The organism is Methylobacterium sp. FW102-HT35C08, assembly GCF_058790235.1.
In genome coordinates, this window is record NZ_JBYTCL010000002.1 from 6115975 (window position 1) to 6131934 (window position 15960).

The window sequence follows — 15960 nt, forward strand, 5'->3', positions numbered from 1 at the left end:
GCGCCGGACAGGAGGGTGCGATATCGCGTTGCCGCCGCGGGGGCAATCGGGCTAAGTCCCGTTGCCGAAAGTTCTTTCCGCTTTAGCGAGTCAGGAACGCCGGAGGTGGAACGGCTATGCTGAATTTCCCGGCCACGATAGAAATTCGTTCTCCAGACCGGCGGCGCACGCCGGTCTGTGCCCGATGACGCGCGGGCGCGCCGGTGCCCCGCCAAGCCGACGTCCGACTCGCCGGGCGGCACTCCTGTCAGGACTCGGGCTGATGCTGGCCCGCCCCGGACACGCCGCCGAGGCGCGGGTCGTGCTCGCCACCGCCACGCCCGGCGGCGGCTTTCCCGCCTTCGGCGATGCGTTCGCGGCAGCGATCCATAGGGCCGACGCCACACTGACGATCGAGACGCGGAACTCGGGCGGATCGGCGCAGAATATCGGGCTCCTGCGCGACGGGCAGGTCGACTTGGCCCTCGTGCAGGGCGAGTACGCCTATCCGGCCCTCGCCGCGGCTGACGGCCTGAACATCCTGGCGCCGATGTACCCGACGCCCGGCCTGTTCGCGGTTCCTGCCGGCAGTCAGATCCGAACGGTGGCGGATCTGCGTGGGCGCGCCGTAGTGCTCGGCACCCACAATTCCGGACTGACGGTCATGGGGCGCAGCGCGTTGGACGCCTCGGGCCTCGATCCCGCGCGGGACATCCGTCCGATCCTGCTGGATCGGGCCGGCGACGGGCCCGCCCTGGTGCGGGCGGGACAAGCCGACGCGCTCTGGGGCGGTGGCCTGGACTGGCCGGGATTTCAGGCCCTGGCGCGGGATCCGGGCGGCGCCCGGTTCTTCGGACCTTCGGAGGCGGGCATCGCGCGGCTGGCCCAGCCGGGGGCGGCGATGCGGCGGCTCACGGTGCCGGCGGGCAGCTTCCCCGGGCAATCGGCGCCAATCGAGACGGTGGGCTCGTGGAGCTTCGTCCTGGCGCGGCCGAACCTCGACACGGCGCTGGCCGACCAGATCGTCCGCGCCATCGCGCGCGCCGATCTCGGGGCAACCCACCCGAAGAACCTCGTCGGCCTCGTTCCAGCGGCCTGGATCAACCCCGCCACCGCCCGACTTCTGACCGAGGGGGGAATCAGCCTGCGCTGAAGCGCCGGACGCTCAGCGGAACGACGCCACCCGGCGGTCGCGCTTCCGCTCCGTGGCGGGCTGATAGGCGATCTCCGCGTGATGGGTGCAGTAGGGCAGTCCGGTGATCGAGCGCGCGCCGCAGAAGCGGAATTCCGGCGTGGTCGGATCCCCGAGCGGCCAGCGGCACATGGATTCCCGCAGGTCCATGATGGTGACCCGCTGAGACACCGGAATCGCGACCGGCTCCTTGGCGGCCGCGGCGGCGGGAAACTCGGGCGTCGGCCGATGCGACAGGATCGCCACCGGCTCCGGCGCCTGGGTCTCCACCACCGCGATGGCGGTCTCGATCTCCACGATCTTCGATGGCGTTGCGGCGGTCGGGGCTTCATCGGCGCCGCGGGCGCGGCCAGCCAGACCCAGGCGATGGACCTTGCCGATCACCGCGTTCCGGGTGACGCCGCCGAGCTGCGCGGCGATCTTGCTCGCGCTCTGCCCGTCCTCCCAGAGTCGCCGCAGCAGAGCTACGCGATCATCCGTCCAGCCAAGGCCCGCTTCCATAATCCCCTCCGCCCCCTGCGACCTGACTTGCGCCACGCGTGCGGTGTGCATCCCGGGTCCATGACCCGTCATCCGGCTATGCAAGCCGTCGGACAGACCGCGCGCCGACGAAATGGCTGCCGCATCAGGTGCGACACCCTGTCTTGTCAGGCCACGACCGGACCCTAGCGCGGCGTTCGCGAGCGTTGCAAGGGCGTCGCCCTGCCTGGCGCTGGCCCTGTCCACCGGCAATGGGCGACGCGTGCGGGCTCGCTGATCCGGCGCGGCCACGCTCGCGCCGCGATCCCGTCCGATCGTGACCGCGGGGCAACAGCGCGGCCATATCGTGCCTCTGAGCCAGCGAAGGCGGAACGCCGGATACGGCCAAGCTCGTTCCGTATGGCACAGTGGCTCGGGTTTCACGGATTGAGGTCAGGACGATGGGTTTCCGTCAGAGACGCCTGCGCGCGCTGCTCGCGCTCGGGCTGGCGGCTCAGGTCGCGGCCTGCGGGAGCGTCCCGCGCGCGCCCTACACGGCCGAGCAGGCCGCCTTCGCCAGCGTGCCCGGCATCCCGGGCGCGCGCGTCTTCGCCGACGCCTCGGTTCAGACGATCGCGGAACTCGCGGCCAATCCGCAGCGGCGCTCCGCCGGCTTCACCTATCTCGCGCTCTCGGGCGGCGGCGGCGACGGCGCCTACGGGGCGGGCGTGCTGAACGGCTGGACCGCCTCCGGCAAGCGGCCGGAATTCACCCTGGTCTCCGGCGTCTCGACCGGCGCGCTGATCGCGCCCTTCGCGTTCCTGGGCTCGGCCTACGACCCGTACCTGACCGAGTTCTATACGAGCGGGGTCGCGGGCGAGCTCGTGGCCTCGCCCAACCTCGCCAACGTGCTGTTCGGCTCGGGCCTGTTCGGCGACGGGCGCCTGCGCAGCCTAATCGACCGCTACGTGACGCCCGACCTGATCCGGGCGGTCGCCGAGGAGCACGCGAAGGGCCGGCGCCTGCTCGTGGTGACGACCAATCTCGACTCGCAGCGCGCGGTGATCTGGAACATGGGCGCGATCGCGGCGAGCGGCGTGCCCAATGCCCGGGAGCTGTTCCGCGACGTGCTGGCCGCCTCGGCCAGCATCCCGGCGGTCTTCCCGCCGCAATTCATCGACGTCTCGGCCGGCGATGCCCGCTTCCAGGAGATGCACGTCGACGGCTCGGTGGTCACGCCGGTCTTCACGCTGCCGCAGACGCTGCTGCTGCGCGACGGCCGCATCCGCACCGGCGGCAAGGCCGAGATCTACGTGGTGATCAACGGCCGCCTGGAGCCGGACTTCGAGGTCACCAAGGACAACACGCTCTCGATCGTCGAGCGCTCCTTCACCACGGCGAGCCGGGCGCGCTCGCGGGCGACGCTCACGGCGACCTACGCCCTGGCACGCAACAACGGCATCGGCTTCAACCTGACCTACATCGACGAGAACGGCCCGAAGGCGTCGGCCGCCAAGGGGTTCGACACCGCCTACATGCGCGCCCTCTACGAGGAGGGGTTGGAGAAGGGCCGGAGCGGCACCTTCTGGCAGCACACGGTGCCGGCGGCGCCGGTCGTGAAGGCGACCACCAGCGCGCTCGCGAATTGACCCCGCCCATCGCGCGCCGCGCGCCTCCCGGGCGCGCGGCGGCGGACTGGGTTACTTGCCCAGGATCTTCGTGACGAGGCGGCCGATCGGCGTCGCCGTGCTGGCGTTCCGGTCGTCGCGATCGATGGGGCGATTCTCGTTGCCGAGAAGCTTGGTGACGAGACGTCCGATCAGGTTCATGGGTCGGCCCTCTGGTTTCGCGCCAAAACGGCGCAGCTTTGGATTCAACGGGTGACCCGGCGACCGCGTTCCACCGGCAGCCGTACCGATGCGCGCCTCGTGCGATGACCAGTGAAGCCTCCGGGCGGGTCCTCGCCGTCATCACGAGCGCAGCGAAGTGACCCAGTGCGGCGCGACCCTTTCGGGTTTGGCGCTGCTGGCGTGCTTCGCTCCGCTCGCAAGGACGGTGTGGCCGAGGTGATCACCCGGACCCGGATCAGATCTGCATCAGGCGGATGTTGTTGGTGTTGCCGGCGGTGTGGAACGGGATGCCGGCGGTGACCACGATGACGTCGTTCGGCTTGGCGAAACCCTCGTCCTGCGCGTGGTGGCAGGCCTTGGTGGTCATCTCCTCGTAGGAATCGACATCCTCCGTCAGCACGCTGTGCGCGCCCCAGAGCAGACTCAACCGGCGCGAGGTGGCGAGGTTCGGGGTCAAGGCCAGGATCGAGGCGGCTGGACGCTTGCGCGCGACCCGCGCGGCCGTCGTCCCACTTGCCGTGTAGGCGACGATGGCGGCCGCGTGCACGGCTTCCGCGAGGTCGGCCGTGGCGGTCGCTACGGCGTGGGGCGGGGTCTCCTCCTCGCCGGGCTCGGACGCCGCCACGATCGAGTGGTAGAGCTTGTGCCCCTCCACGCTCCGGATGATCCGGTCCATCATCGACACGGCCTCCACAGGATAGCGGCCGGTGGCCGATTCCGCCGACAGCATCACGGCATCCGCGCCGTCGTAGATGGCGGTGGCAACGTCGGACGCCTCAGCCCGGGTCGGTGCCGGCGCGCTGACCATGGAATCCAGCATCTGGGTGGCGACGACCACCGGCTTCACAGCGAGTCGGCAGGCGCGGATCAGCTCCTTCTGCCGGGCCGGGACGTCCTCGTGCGGGATCTCGACACCGAGATCGCCGCGGGCGACCATCACGGCATCCGAGAGGCGGATGATGTCGTCGATCCGCTCAAGCGCCTGCGGCTTCTCGATCTTCGACATGATGCCGGCGCGGTCGCCGATGATCCCCCGTGCCTCGATGACGTCCGAGGGTTTCTGGACGAAGGACAGCGCGATCCAGTCGACGCCGAGATCGAGGCCGAAGGCGAGATCGGCCCGGTCCTTCTCGGTGAGCGGCGACAGGTCCAGCAGCGTGCCCGGCAGGTTGACGCCCTTCCGGTTCGAGATCGGCCCGCCGGTGAGGACCTCAGCGGTGATGGCGGTCCGATCCGGTCCGGTCACCCGGACCCGCACCCGTCCGTCGTCGATCAGCAATTCCTGGCCCGGCACCACAGCGTCGAAGATCTCGGGGTGGTGCAGCGGGATCGCCTGCTTGTCGCCCTCGCCGCCCTCCAGGACGAAGCGCACCGTCTCGCCGGCCTCAAGGTCCAAGCGGCCGCCCTGCAGCGTGCCGATCCGGATCTTCGGACCCTGGAGGTCCTGCAGGATGCCGATCGGTCGGCCGACCTCCTTCTCGAGGGCGCGGATCGCGGCATGGACCTTGGCGTGATCCTCCTGGACGCCGTGGCTGAAGTTGAGCCGGAAGGTGTCGACCCCGGCGAGGAACAGGGCGTGCAACCGGTCCGGCGACGAGCTGGCTGGGCCCACGGTGGCGACGATCTTGGCGTGACGGTGACGGCGCATGCGGTCTCGGGCTCCTGAGGCTGCCTCGGGGGTGTCGCGCCGGCCGAGCGGTCGCGCCGACGCCGCTCACATCGGTCCTCGACGATGCTGCGGCGAGGGGCGGGGGCGGCATTTTTCACGCCAGGCCGCGATCCGGACGGAACTCACCGTGCCGTCTCGCGAGCGATCCCGGCAAGCCCGGCATCGAAGACGCCGGTGATGTCAGCGACGGCCTCGGCATCGCTCATGCCGTCCGCATCGAAGGTCGCGCTCCAGATCACCGTCGCGCCGGTCCCGTTCGGGCGAACCGCCAGCGTCGCGTTGTAGGCGCGCACCGGCAGCGGGCCTTGGATGAAGCTGTAGCTGTAGCTCATGCCGGCCTCGTCCCGGGCGGTCTCGACCTCGACGATCGTGCCCAGGCCGCCCTTCACCACGAGGCCGCGGATCTGCGCGCGGATGCCGTCATCGTCGTCGTCGTTCGACAGGACGCAGCGCTGCACCTGCGGGTGCCAGAGCTGGATGGCGCAGAAATCCCCGATGAGGGCCCAGACCGCGTCCGGCCGCACCGGGATGTCGCGGCTCCGGGAGACTTCCAGGGCATGGGCGGGCTCGGCGACGAGCAGCGTCGCGCCGAGCACCGTGCAGGCAATGCGCTTCACGGTTTCCCTCTCCGTCGGGCCACGCCGGATCGATGTAGGGCGCAGCGTGCGTCCGTCGCGGTGCAGGCCCGCGCCTGGAAGTCGCTCTGCCTTGGCAGCTATGCTGGCAGACAGACACGGCTTTGGGCCACCGGAGACCCCATGGATCACAGCAACGCGCAGATCCGGCACGCGAAGCGGCGCGGCTCGGTCCGCCTCGCGGTCACCGCCTGCGTGCTCGCGCCGGCTCTCGCCGTCGCGGAGATGGGGTCGCCTCCGACCGCCTCACCGCAACCCTTCGAGACCTGCCGGACCGAGCTGATCGCCTGGGCGACGGCGCGGGCCGTGCCGCAGAGTCTCGCGGAGGCGCAGCTCGGCAACCTCACCCCCGATCCGGACGTGCTTGCCGCGACCGCAAGCCAGGGCGAGTTCGTCAGGCCGATCTGGGATTACATCGAAGCCAGCGTGACGCCGGCCCGCATCGAAGCCGGCCAGCGCAAGCTCGCCGAGCACGCCGACACCCTGGCGGCCATTGAGGCGAAGTACGGCGTCGACCGCCATATCCTCGTGGCCTTCTGGGGCGTCGAGTCGAGCTACGGGGCCGTGCTCGACAATCCGGCGATCGTGAAGCCCGTGGTCCGTTCCCTCGCGACGCTCGGCTGCGGCGATGCCGCCCGCGCCCCGTACTGGCGCGACGAGCTCGCGGCCGCGCTTCAGATCCTGGCCTGGAACCAGGCGCCCCTGGACCGGATGCCCGGCGGGCTGACCGGATCCTGGGCCGGCGCCATGGGCCACACCCAGTTCATGCCCTCCGTCTACCAGCGTGACGCGGTCGATTTCGACGGCGACGGCAAGCGCGACATCTGGACGTCTGTGCCCGACGCCCTGGCGTCCACGGCCAACTACCTCCGGGTCCACGGCTGGAAACCCGGAGACGGCTGGGGCACCGAGGCGGTGCTGCCGGAACGCTTCGACGCCGCGCTCGCCGACGAGACCACCGCCCGCAGCGTCGCGGCATGGCGGGCGCTGGGCGTGATTCCGGCCCACGGCCGTCCGATGCCGGACGACGCCCAGGCGACCCTGATCCTGCCCGCGGGGATCCGCGGCCCGGCCTTCCTGATCCAGCCGAACTTCGCGGTGATCCTGCGCTACAACACCGCCCTGTCCTACGCGCTCACGGTGGCGCTCCTGTCGGACCGCCTTCGCGGCGATCCGGCGCTCGCCCGTGACTGGCCGCGGGGCGACCGGGCCCTCACTGCGGACGAGCGCCGCGACCTCCAGACCCGCCTGATCGAGCGTGGCTTTGCTACCGGGGGCGTCGACGGCAAGATCGGGCCGAAGACCCGCGCCGCGCTCCGCGCGTTCCAGGGCTCGGTCGGCTTGCCGCCGGACGGCTATGCCGACGCGCCGCTGCTCGACCGGATCCGCGCGGCGCCCTGAGCCGGTCAGGCGAGGAAGGCCGGCTCGTCCCGGGCGAGGACGCGCTTGACGCTCTCCAGGTGCAGCCGTGCGCTCTCGGCGCGCCCGGCCGCCTCCTGGGCCGCCACGTGCCGGACGATCGCCTCGGGCACGACCTTGACGGCGCGCCCGGTGCTCATGGCGAGGATCTGGGCCTGTGCGGCCCGCTCCAGGTAGTAGAGGTCGTCCCAGGCCTCCGCGATGCTCTCGCCGAGCACCATCACGCCGTGGTTCTTCAGGAACACCACATCCGCCTCGCCGGCGCTCATCGCGATCCGCTGGCCCTCGGACGAGTCCAGCGCCAGCCCGTTGTAATCCTCGTCCACCGCGATGCGGCCGTAGAAGCGCAGGGCCGTCTGGCCGGCCCACATCAGGGGCTCGCCCTCCAGCATGGCGAGCGCCGTGGCGTAGGGCATGTGCGTGTGGAAGGCGGCCCGGGCGCGCGGCTTCAGCCGGTGCAGCTCGGCATGGATGTGGAAGGCGGTCGCCTCCGGCTGGCCATCCCCTTCGACGACATTGCCGTGGAAGTCGCACAGCAGCAGGCTCGACGCCGTCACCTCCGCGAAGGCGAGCCCGTAGGGATTGACCAGGAACAGGTCCGGCCGCTCCGGCAGCACCGCCGAGAAGTGGTTGCAGATGCCTTCCTCGAGCCCGTTGCGCGCGGCCCAGCGCAGGCACGCGGCCAGGTCGATGCGGGCGCGGCGCACGCTGTCGGCGTTCAGGGGCTCGTTGCTGCGCGCGGGTGGCGTGCCCGAGGCGGTGACGGCGTGAGCCATGCGTGACGACCTTCCTGCTCTCTCGGATCTGCGGCCGGCGACCCGGCCGGCGCGGTCTTCTACGCTCCTGATCGCGGCGGCGCACGCCGTGCGCGTCCCCCGCGCGTTCAGGGCCGTCCGTCGGTGACGCCGCCGACGAGGTTCAGCCCCAGCAGGAAGTCGGACGCGAAATCCGTCCGCACTACCGGCTCCCGGCGCACCGGTTCGGCGAGGACGTCGCGCTCGGCCCGCCGGGCCGCCACCGCCTCGGCCACCGAGACGCGCCGGAACGACAGCCGCGCCCCGCCGCGGATCTGCGCGAGGCGCCCAAGATCGGGGCCGATGACGGTGGCGATCTTCGGATAGCCGCCCGTCGACTGGCGGTCGGCCATCAGGATGATCGGCAAGCCGTTGCCGGGCACCTGGATCGCCCCCATGGCGACCCCGTCGGAGACGATGTCGTGACCCTTGGCGTGTGTCAGGGGCGTGCCGTCCAGGAAGCAGGCCATGCGGTCGCCCCGCGGCGAGACCGTCCAGGGGCCGGCCAGGAAGGCCTCGATCTGATCGGCGGCGAAGTAGTCGTCCTGCGGCCCGAGCACGACCCGGATCTCCCGCGGATCCCGGTCGAGCCAGGGCGTCACGAGCCGCTGGGGTGAACCGTCGCCGGGCCTGGCTTCGCGGATCGGCAGCCGGTCGCCGGCGGCCAGCGCGCGGCCGTCGAGACCGCCGAGGCCTGAGCGCGTGTGGGTGGCCACCGAGCCGAGGACCGGCGCCACATCGAGGTGGCCGCTCACCGCCAGATAGCCCCACGCGCCCGCGTCGCCCGCCCGGACGACGAGCCTCTGTCCGGGTTCGAGGGTCAGCGCGACGGCGTCGGGGAGCGCCGCGCCGTCCAGCGTGACCCGGAAGCCCGGGACGACAAGCGCGAGCCCAAGGGCGCCGTCCGCGGCGGTGACGGCCACGCCACCGGTCGAGATCTCGATCGCGGCGGCGTGCAGGGGATTGCCCGCCGCCCGGTTGGCGGTGGCGTAGATCAGCGGATCCATCGGCCCCGCGGCCGTGATCCCGTAGCGCAGGTAGCCGTGCCGGCCGCCATCCTGCAGCGTGATCCCGGGCCCGGCGGCCTCGACGACGAGGGCGGCCATCAGCGAGCCTCCCCGCGCCGCGCCACCGGCTCGCCCGCCGCCTCCCGGGCGGTCAGGGCCTCGAAGGCCGCGGCATCCACCGCCTCGAAGCGGATCAGGTCGCCGGCGCCGACGAAGAAGCTCGGATCGCGCTCCGGCGCGTAGAGGCGGGCCGGCGTGGCGCCGATCACGTACCATCCGGTCGGCATCGGCACGGTCGCCACCGCGGCGAGACCGCCGCCGATCACCACGGCGTTCGCCGGATGCGGCGGCCGCGGGCTCGCCCGCCGCGGCACCGCCAGGGTCGTCGGAAGGCCGCCGAGATACGCGAAGCCCGGCGCGAACCCGTACATGTAGACCCTATAGGTCGCCCCCGCATGGGTCGAGACGACCGCCTCCGCCGACAGGCCGGTGCGCTCGGCCACCTGGGCGATGTCCTCGCCGTGCGGGGCGTCGTAGCAGCAGGGCAGCGTCCACAGGGTCGGCGTCGCCGCCCGCGCGGCATCGCCCGCTGCGAGCGTCCGCACCCGGGCGGCGAGGGTGTCGCGGTCGAGCACCAGGGGGTCGTAGTGCAGCATCAGCGAGCGGTAGGTCGGCACGCGCTCCCGCAGCCCCTCCGGCGGATCCGCGCCGAGGGCGTCGTCAAGCGCCAGCACCCGGTCGCTGATCGCGGGATCGACGGTGGTGCCGAACTCGACGACCAGCGCCGCCTCGCCGGCATCGAGGAGCCGGGGTTCGTCCGAGACCGCGCTCACGGCCGGAACGGCGCCAGCGTCACCCCTGCGCCCTCCAGCCGGGCGCGCACCGCCCGGGCGGTGGCGACGGCATGGTCGGAATCGCCGTGGACGCAGATCGAGCGGATCGGTGTCGGCAGATGCGTGCCCGCCGCCGTGATGATCGCGCCGGCCTCGACCATGCGCACGACCCGGTCGGCGGCCGCGTCGGCCTCCGTGATCAGAGCGCCGGGCTGGCCGCGCGGGATCAGCAGGCCGGCCTCCGTGTAGCCGCGGTCGGCGAAGATCTCCTGATGGACCTCCAGCCCGCAGGCTTCGCCCGCCGGCACCTGGGCGGTCAGTGCGATGGCCAGCAGCGCGAGGTCGCGGTCCACCGCCCGGACCGCCCGGGCGATGGCGTCGGCCACCGGCCGCTCCTCGGCGGCGATGTTGGCGAGCGCTCCGTGCGCCTTCACGTAGGTGATGCGGTGACCGGCATAGGCCGCGAGCGCCTGCGCGGCGCCGACCTGATAGGCGACCAGCCGCTCGATCTCGGGCGGGCTGAACGGCATCCGCCGCCGACCGAAGCCCCAGAGATCCGGGAAACCCGGATGGGCGCCCACGGCGACGCCGCGCTCCTTCGCCAGCGCGAAGGTCCGGGCCATGATCTCGGGGTCGCCCGCATGCAGCCCGCAGGCGACGTTGGCCGAGGTGACGATCCCGAGGATCGCCGCGTCGTCGCCGCAGGCATAGGCGCCGAAGCCCTCGCCGAGATCGGAGTTCAGGTCCACGCGCGTCACCGGACTTGCTCCCTCAACCGTGCCGCTCCGTCATTCGGAGCGCGATCCGACCCCACCCGCCGATGTGCTCTAGCAGAAGTCGCGCGCCGGCCTCCACCGTCTGCAAGGTCGATGCCTGGTCATTGTCTGGCCGACGTCCAGCTCCGACGTCGGATCGGCCCGACACGCGCTGCTCGCGGTCGGCAAGACCCCGGTCGTGTATCGCGGCCCGTCGGCGTGATGCCGCAAGCCTGCGCATCGCTCCGCGTCGCACAGTTTCGGTTTCGCAAAGCGCACCCACCGATCGGCGCCTGGAAGACATGAGCTTTCGACCGTCCATCATCAAAATACCGATACTATTGACGGAACTCCCGTGTCGATCTGGCAATTACATCCCAGGAAAAACTCTGGAGGAACGTTTTGATGAAGGTCTCACGCCTGGCCAGCGCGGTTGCGCTTTTCGCCCTCGCGGCCGGCCCTGCCCTCGCCGCGCCCTGCAACACCGGGACGACGAAGTCGAAGACGCCGGACCAGCAGTCATCCAACCCCAGCAGCTCGGATGTCGACAAGTCGAGCAAGAACCTGGCCGGTGGTCAGCAGCCGGCCTCGCCCGGAACTGTCGGCGCCATGAACAACGCCGGTGCCACGCAGACGGCTGACACCGCCAAGACAAGCCCGGGTGCCAAGTCGAACTCGACCGATCCGGCTGCCGCCAACCTTGCGGGCGGCCAGCAGCCGGCGTCACCTGGCACTGTTGGCGCGATGAACAACGCCGCCGCCAATAGCCAGACGGCCCCGGTGTCGGGCAACGACTGCTAAAGCTCAGCCAAGACGCTCGGAAATCGGTGAAGGCCCGCCTCGTCAGCGCGAGGCGGGCCTTCCCTTTTACGAGCATCGTCGACAAAGATCCGCGCCGTGGCCGCAGTGCCGGCGCCGTCACGCGAAGGCGATACAATCAGGCCCAGTCCGGCATCGTGACCGGCGGGCAGAGACCCGCGACATTCCTCTGGATCCTTGCCCCGCCCCAGCGCGGCGCAGTTTGAGCCCAGCGCATCCGGGTGTATTCGGCATTAGAGCCGGGTAAATTCGGCAATGGCGCAGGGGAGGGACGGGACGTGGGTCAGCGGCGGACGCTCCTGCTCGCCGGAGGCTTGCTGCTCGCAGCCGCGTGCGTCGCCTTCACGGAGCCCGGTGCGCTGCTCCGTGCACGCGCGGCTCCGATCCTCTCGGACCTGCGGCAGCAGCTTGAACCGCTTGTCCCCGGCCTGCGTGGAGACGCCGTTGCTGAGGCGCGGCTCCCCGCGCCGCGTACCGCGATCGAGGACGGGCGCACCGTCGTGCGGCTCTCTACCGCCGAGCGCGAGCGGATCGGCCTCGTCACTGAGACGCGGCCCTCGGTGAGCCACGAGCAGGAGCTGACCGCGTATGGCAGCGTCCTCGATCTCGCCCGCATCACCGAGCTCGCCAACAGCTACGCGGGGGCCGTCGCGGCGCTTCAGACCGCCCAGGCGCGGGTCGAGGTGTCCGCCAGCGCCGCGCGACGCGCGCGCAGCCTCGGGGCCGGGGTGGTGGCTGTGGCGCAGATCGAGACCGCCGAGGGCACGCTTCTGACCGACCGGGCCGCCGTGACCGCGGCCGAATCGCAGGTGCGCACCCTCGCGGCCACCGCCCGGCAGGAATGGGGCTCGGTGCTCGGCAAGGCGATCATCGAGCGCTCGCCCCTGGTCACGCGGCTGATCGAGCGCGCGGATTTCCTGGTCCAGGTGACGCTACCGCCGGGCGAGAGCCTCCCGGAGCCGCCGAAGCAAGCGTCTGCCGAGGTGCCGCCGCAGAGCGAGCGGGTGCCCCTGCGGCTCGTCTCGCCCGCGACCCGCACGGATCCGCGCATCCAGGGCCAGAGCTTCTTCTACCTCGTCTCGGGCGAGAGCGGGCTCCTGCCAGGTACGAGCACGATGGCCTTCCTGCCGGCCGCGCGCCCGGTGCGCGGCGTCCTCGTGCCCGAGGATGCCGTCGTGCACGGGGAGGGGGGCACCTGGGTGTACCGGGGCACCGGCGAGGGGGCCTATGTGCGGCATCCGATCCGTCCGGACGCGCCCATGTCGGCGGATGCCTTCGTGGTGGAGGATCTGCCCGAGGCGAGCGAGATCGTCCTGAAGGGCGGCCAGGCCCTGCTCTCCGAGGAGATGAAGAGCCGCATCCGGGTCGTGGGCGACGACGATGACTGAGCCGCCCGCCGCTGCCGGTCGCGGCGGCCCCCAGGCGTTCCTCGTCGGCTTCGCGGTCCGGCTGCCGCGGGTGGTGCTGGCGCTGGCCTGCGCGGTGATCGTCTTCGGCCTCTACGCCCTCGCCGGCGCCCGCTACGACGTCTTCCCGGAATTCGCGCCGCCGATCGTGACGATCCAGACCGAGGCGCCGGGCCTCGATTCGGAGCAGGTCGAGGTGCTGGTGACCCAGCCGGTCGAGGTCGCGGTCGGCGGCCTGCCCGGCCTGGAGACCCTGCGCTCGACATCGATCCAGGGCCTCTCGGTGATCACCGCCGCATTCAGATCCGGCAGCGATGTCGATCGGTTGCGCCAGCGCGTCAACGAGCGTCTGGCGGCCCTTGCGGGCCGCATGCCGGACGGGGTCGCGGCGCCTGCCATGACCCCGCTGACCTCCTCGACGCTCACGGTGCTCCTCGTCGGGCTGACCTCGAAGACGCGCGATGCCATGGACCTGCGCCATGTCGCGGAATGGACCGTGCGCCGCCGCCTGCAGGCCGTCCCGGGCATCGCCCAGGTGTCGATCTACGGCGGTTCGGTCCGGTCGCTCCAGGTCCAGATCCGTCCGGACGACCTGATCCGCTACCAGATCGGCCTCAACGATGTCCTGGCGGCGGCCCGCAAGGCGACCGGGGTCCGGGGCGCCGGCTTCGTCGACACGCCGAACCAGCGGGTGCTGCTGCGGACTGAGGGGCAGTCGCTGACGCCCGAGGCGTTGGGACGGACCGTCCTTCACAACGACGGCGGGGCGAGCGTGGTCCTGTCGGACGTCGCGACCGTCACGGCCGCGCCCGAGCCCGCGATCAGCGGCGCCCTCGTGGACGGGACGCCAGGTGTGCTGCTGATGGTCGGCGCCCAGATCGGGGTCGACACCCGTGCGGTGACCGCCCGCCTGGAGGCGGCGCTGGACGAGCTGCGCCCGGTTCTCGACCGCGAGGGCGTGAGCCTGCGCCCCGACCTGTTCCGGCCGGCGAACTTCGTGGACGTCGCCACCGGCAACGTCCTCCAGGCCCTGGCGCTCGGCGGGGTGCTGGTGGTTCTCGTGCTCCTCGTCTTCCTGGCGGATTGGCGGGCCGCCCTGATCAGCGCGGCGGCGATCCCGCTCTCGCTCATCGCCGCCGCCCTGGCCCTCCAGGCCTGGGGCGAGAGCCTCAACACCATGACGCTCGGCGGACTGGCGCTGGCCATCGGCGAGGTGGTGGACGACGCGGTGATCGGCGTCGAGAACGTCGCCCGCCGGCTGCGAGCGGCCCGCGGCACCGGCCGCGGGGCGGCGCGCGTGGTGTTCTCCGCGATGCTGGAGGTGCGCACCTCGGTGGCCTACGCCACCCTGGCGGTGCTCCTGATGTTCATGCCGGTGCTGGCGCTCAACGGGGTCGCCGGACGCCTGTTCGGCCCTCTGGCGCTCGCCTACATCGCGGCGGTCGTCGCCTCGCTCCTCGTGGCGCTGACCGTCACCCCCGCGCTGGCGCTGCTGCTGCTGGCCAGCCGGCTGAAGGGTGGCGAGGCCGCGCCGTTCCGGGAGCCGCCGGTCGTGCGCTGGAGCCGCGCGGCCTATCTCCGGCTGCTCGCCCTGGTCGGCCGGGTGCCGCGGCTCGCGATGCTCGGCAGCCTTCTGGTGACGCTCGTCGGTGCCGCCATCCTCCCGAGCCTCGGGGCGGTCTTCCTCCCCGATCTCCGGGAGGGGCACATGATCCTGCACATGGTGGCCATTCCCGGAACCTCGCTGCAGGAATCGCAGCGGCTCGGCACCCTCATCACCGCGGACCTGAAGCAGATCCCGGGCGTGCGGGCGGTGGCGTCGCAGATCGGCCGGGCCGAGGCGGGCGAGGACACGGCCGGCCCACATTACAGCGAGATCCACATCGATCTGCAGCCCGGCCTCGACGGGTCCGCCCAGCGCTCGGTCGAGACCGCGATCCGGGCGCTGATCGCGGGATTTCCCGGCGCGGCCTTCTCGCTCAAGACCTTCCTGACGGAGCGGATCGAGGAGACGGTCTCGGGCTTCACCGCACCGGTCGTGATCAACGTGGTCGGCAGCGACCTCGACCGGATCGAGGCCGCCGCCCGCTCGGTGGCCCAGGAACTGTCGGAGGTGAAGGGCGCCCGCGACGTCCAGCAGGCCTCGCCCGCCGGCCTGCCTCAGGTCACCGTCGCCCTGCGCCCGGTGGACCTACGCCATTGGGGCCTCGACCCGGTCGAGGTCCTGGAGGCGGTCCGCACCGCCTATCAGGGCGATGTCGTCGGGCAGACCTACCGCGGCAACGCCGTGTTCAACGTGCTGGTGATCCTCGACGCCCAGGCGCGGGGGCGCCTCAGCGCGGTGGGCGACCTGCCGCTGCGGACGCCCGGTGGCCGCTACGTCCGCCTGTCGCAGGTGGCCGACGTTTACGAGAGCGCCGGCCGGTACCAGGTGCAGCACCTGGGCGCGCAGAGGGTCCAGGCGGTGACCGCCAACGTCGTCGGGCGCGATATCGCGAGCTTCGTGGCGGCGGCCAAGCGCAAGGTCGCCAAGGAGGTGCGGCTGCCCGAAGGCGTCTACGTCACCTTCTCGGGGGCTGCCGAAGCACAGGCGGCCGCCCGGCGCGACCTGCTGCTCCATGCGGCGCTCGCCGGGTTCGGCATCGTGGTGCTGCTCGCCATCGTTACGGGCTCGGCGGCGAACCTGCTGCTGGTGCTGATCAACCTGCCCTTCGCCTTCGTGGGCGGCGTGGCGGCGGCGGCGCTCACGGGCGGTGTGCTGTCGCTGGGCTCGGTCGTGGGCTTCGTGACCCTGTCGGGGATCTCGCTGCGCAACAGCGTGATGATGATCGCCCATTACGAGCAGATGGTGACGCGCGATCACCGTTCCTGGAACGCCGCCACCGCCGCCGAGGGTGCGGCCGACCGGATGGTGCCGATCCTGATGACCTCGCTGGTCACCGGCCTCGGCCTGCTGCCGTTGGCGCTGGGCGCCGGGGAGCCCGGGCGCGAGATCGAGGGGCCGATGGCGCTGGTAATCCTCGGCGGCCTCGTCACCTCGACGGTTCTGAACCTGCTGATCCTGCCGGTGATGGCCCTGCGCTTCGCGCGGTTCCGGCAGGTCGAGCCGGCGGCTCGGGAGCTGGCACCGGTTCTCTGAACGC

Annotated in this window: 14 protein-coding genes; 6 read left to right on the forward strand and 8 right to left on the reverse strand. The window is 71.8% G+C overall.

The window, feature by feature from the left end; genetic code table 11:
• Positions 1–184 precede the first annotated feature (184 nt).
• Entirely contained in the window at positions 185–1132 is a 948-nt protein-coding gene (locus AC3WSN_RS29280; RefSeq protein WP_492542748.1) for a TAXI family TRAP transporter solute-binding subunit, read from the forward strand.
• A gap of 12 nt (positions 1133–1144) precedes the next feature.
• On the opposite strand, the gene AC3WSN_RS29285 is transcribed toward AC3WSN_RS29280, so the two are convergent.
• Positions 1145–1672 (reverse strand): GcrA family cell cycle regulator, encoded by a 528-nt coding sequence (locus AC3WSN_RS29285; protein ID WP_192706682.1) that lies wholly within the window; start codon positions 1670–1672, stop codon positions 1145–1147.
• Positions 1673–2091: 419 nt separating this feature from the next.
• Here AC3WSN_RS29285 and AC3WSN_RS29290 point away from each other — a divergent pair, with 419 nt between their 5' ends.
• Positions 2092–3279, forward strand: coding sequence for a patatin-like phospholipase family protein (locus AC3WSN_RS29290; protein ID WP_192706683.1), 1188 nt, complete (start codon positions 2092–2094; stop codon positions 3277–3279).
• Between the two features lie 51 nt (positions 3280–3330).
• On the opposite strand, the gene AC3WSN_RS29295 is transcribed toward AC3WSN_RS29290, so the two are convergent.
• The 3 genes from AC3WSN_RS29295 to AC3WSN_RS29305 all read right to left on the reverse strand — a co-directional run bounded on the left by AC3WSN_RS29295 (position 3331) and on the right by AC3WSN_RS29305 (position 5766).
• Complete coding sequence (locus tag AC3WSN_RS29295; RefSeq protein ID WP_192706684.1) at positions 3331–3459, reverse strand: TFIIS helical bundle-like domain containing protein; 129 nt, start codon at positions 3457–3459, stop codon at positions 3331–3333.
• 256 nt (positions 3460–3715) lie between these two features.
• Positions 3716–5128, reverse strand: a complete 1413-nt coding sequence (gene pyk / locus AC3WSN_RS29300) for a pyruvate kinase (RefSeq protein ID WP_492542751.1) — start codon at positions 5126–5128, stop codon at positions 3716–3718.
• Between the two features lie 143 nt (positions 5129–5271).
• Positions 5272–5766 carry an SRPBCC family protein gene (locus tag AC3WSN_RS29305; RefSeq protein WP_492542753.1) on the reverse strand — a complete coding sequence of 165 codons (495 nt, stop codon included), beginning with the start codon at positions 5764–5766 and terminating at the stop codon, positions 5272–5274.
• Between the two features lie 141 nt (positions 5767–5907).
• Here AC3WSN_RS29305 and AC3WSN_RS29310 point away from each other — a divergent pair, with 141 nt between their 5' ends.
• Complete coding sequence (locus AC3WSN_RS29310; protein WP_492542755.1) at positions 5908–7185, forward strand: lytic murein transglycosylase; 1278 nt, start codon at positions 5908–5910, stop codon at positions 7183–7185.
• A 5-nt stretch (positions 7186–7190) separates the two neighbouring features.
• Here AC3WSN_RS29310 and AC3WSN_RS29315 read toward each other — a convergent pair whose 3' ends face one another.
• The 4 genes from AC3WSN_RS29315 to AC3WSN_RS29330 form a co-directional block, all read right to left on the reverse strand.
• On the reverse strand, positions 7191–7979 hold the full coding sequence (locus tag AC3WSN_RS29315) for an aldolase (protein WP_192706688.1): 789 nt from the start codon (positions 7977–7979) through the stop codon (positions 7191–7193).
• Positions 7980–8086: 107 nt separating this feature from the next.
• Positions 8087–9103 (reverse strand): 5-oxoprolinase subunit C family protein, encoded by a 1017-nt coding sequence (locus AC3WSN_RS29320; RefSeq protein WP_492542758.1) that lies wholly within the window; start codon positions 9101–9103, stop codon positions 8087–8089.
• Positions 9103–9837 carry a 5-oxoprolinase subunit B family protein gene (locus AC3WSN_RS29325; RefSeq protein WP_492542760.1) on the reverse strand — a complete coding sequence of 245 codons (735 nt, stop codon included), beginning with the start codon at positions 9835–9837 and terminating at the stop codon, positions 9103–9105. The genes AC3WSN_RS29320 and AC3WSN_RS29325 overlap by 1 nt, the downstream gene beginning before the upstream one ends.
• The gene (locus AC3WSN_RS29330; protein WP_192706691.1) at positions 9834–10595 is read right to left on the reverse strand and encodes a 5-oxoprolinase subunit PxpA; all 762 of its coding nucleotides are present in this window, start codon (positions 10593–10595) and stop codon (positions 9834–9836) included. Before AC3WSN_RS29330 ends, AC3WSN_RS29325 begins: the two co-directional genes overlap by 4 nt.
• Positions 10596–10997: 402 nt before the next feature.
• On the opposite strand from AC3WSN_RS29330, the gene AC3WSN_RS29335 reads away from it, so the two are divergent.
• The 3 genes from AC3WSN_RS29335 (at position 10998) to AC3WSN_RS29345 (ending at position 15956) form a co-directional block, all read left to right on the forward strand.
• Positions 10998–11393 carry an exopolysaccharide production protein YjbE gene (locus AC3WSN_RS29335; RefSeq protein ID WP_192706692.1) on the forward strand — a complete coding sequence of 132 codons (396 nt, stop codon included), beginning with the start codon at positions 10998–11000 and terminating at the stop codon, positions 11391–11393.
• 296 nt (positions 11394–11689) lie between these two features.
• The gene (locus AC3WSN_RS29340; protein ID WP_192706693.1) at positions 11690–12799 is read left to right on the forward strand and encodes an efflux RND transporter periplasmic adaptor subunit; all 1110 of its coding nucleotides are present in this window, start codon (positions 11690–11692) and stop codon (positions 12797–12799) included.
• Positions 12792–15956 (forward strand): efflux RND transporter permease subunit, encoded by a 3165-nt coding sequence (locus AC3WSN_RS29345; protein ID WP_492542762.1) that lies wholly within the window; start codon positions 12792–12794, stop codon positions 15954–15956. The genes AC3WSN_RS29340 and AC3WSN_RS29345 overlap by 8 nt, the downstream gene beginning before the upstream one ends.
• Positions 15957–15960: the final 4 nt, after the last annotated feature.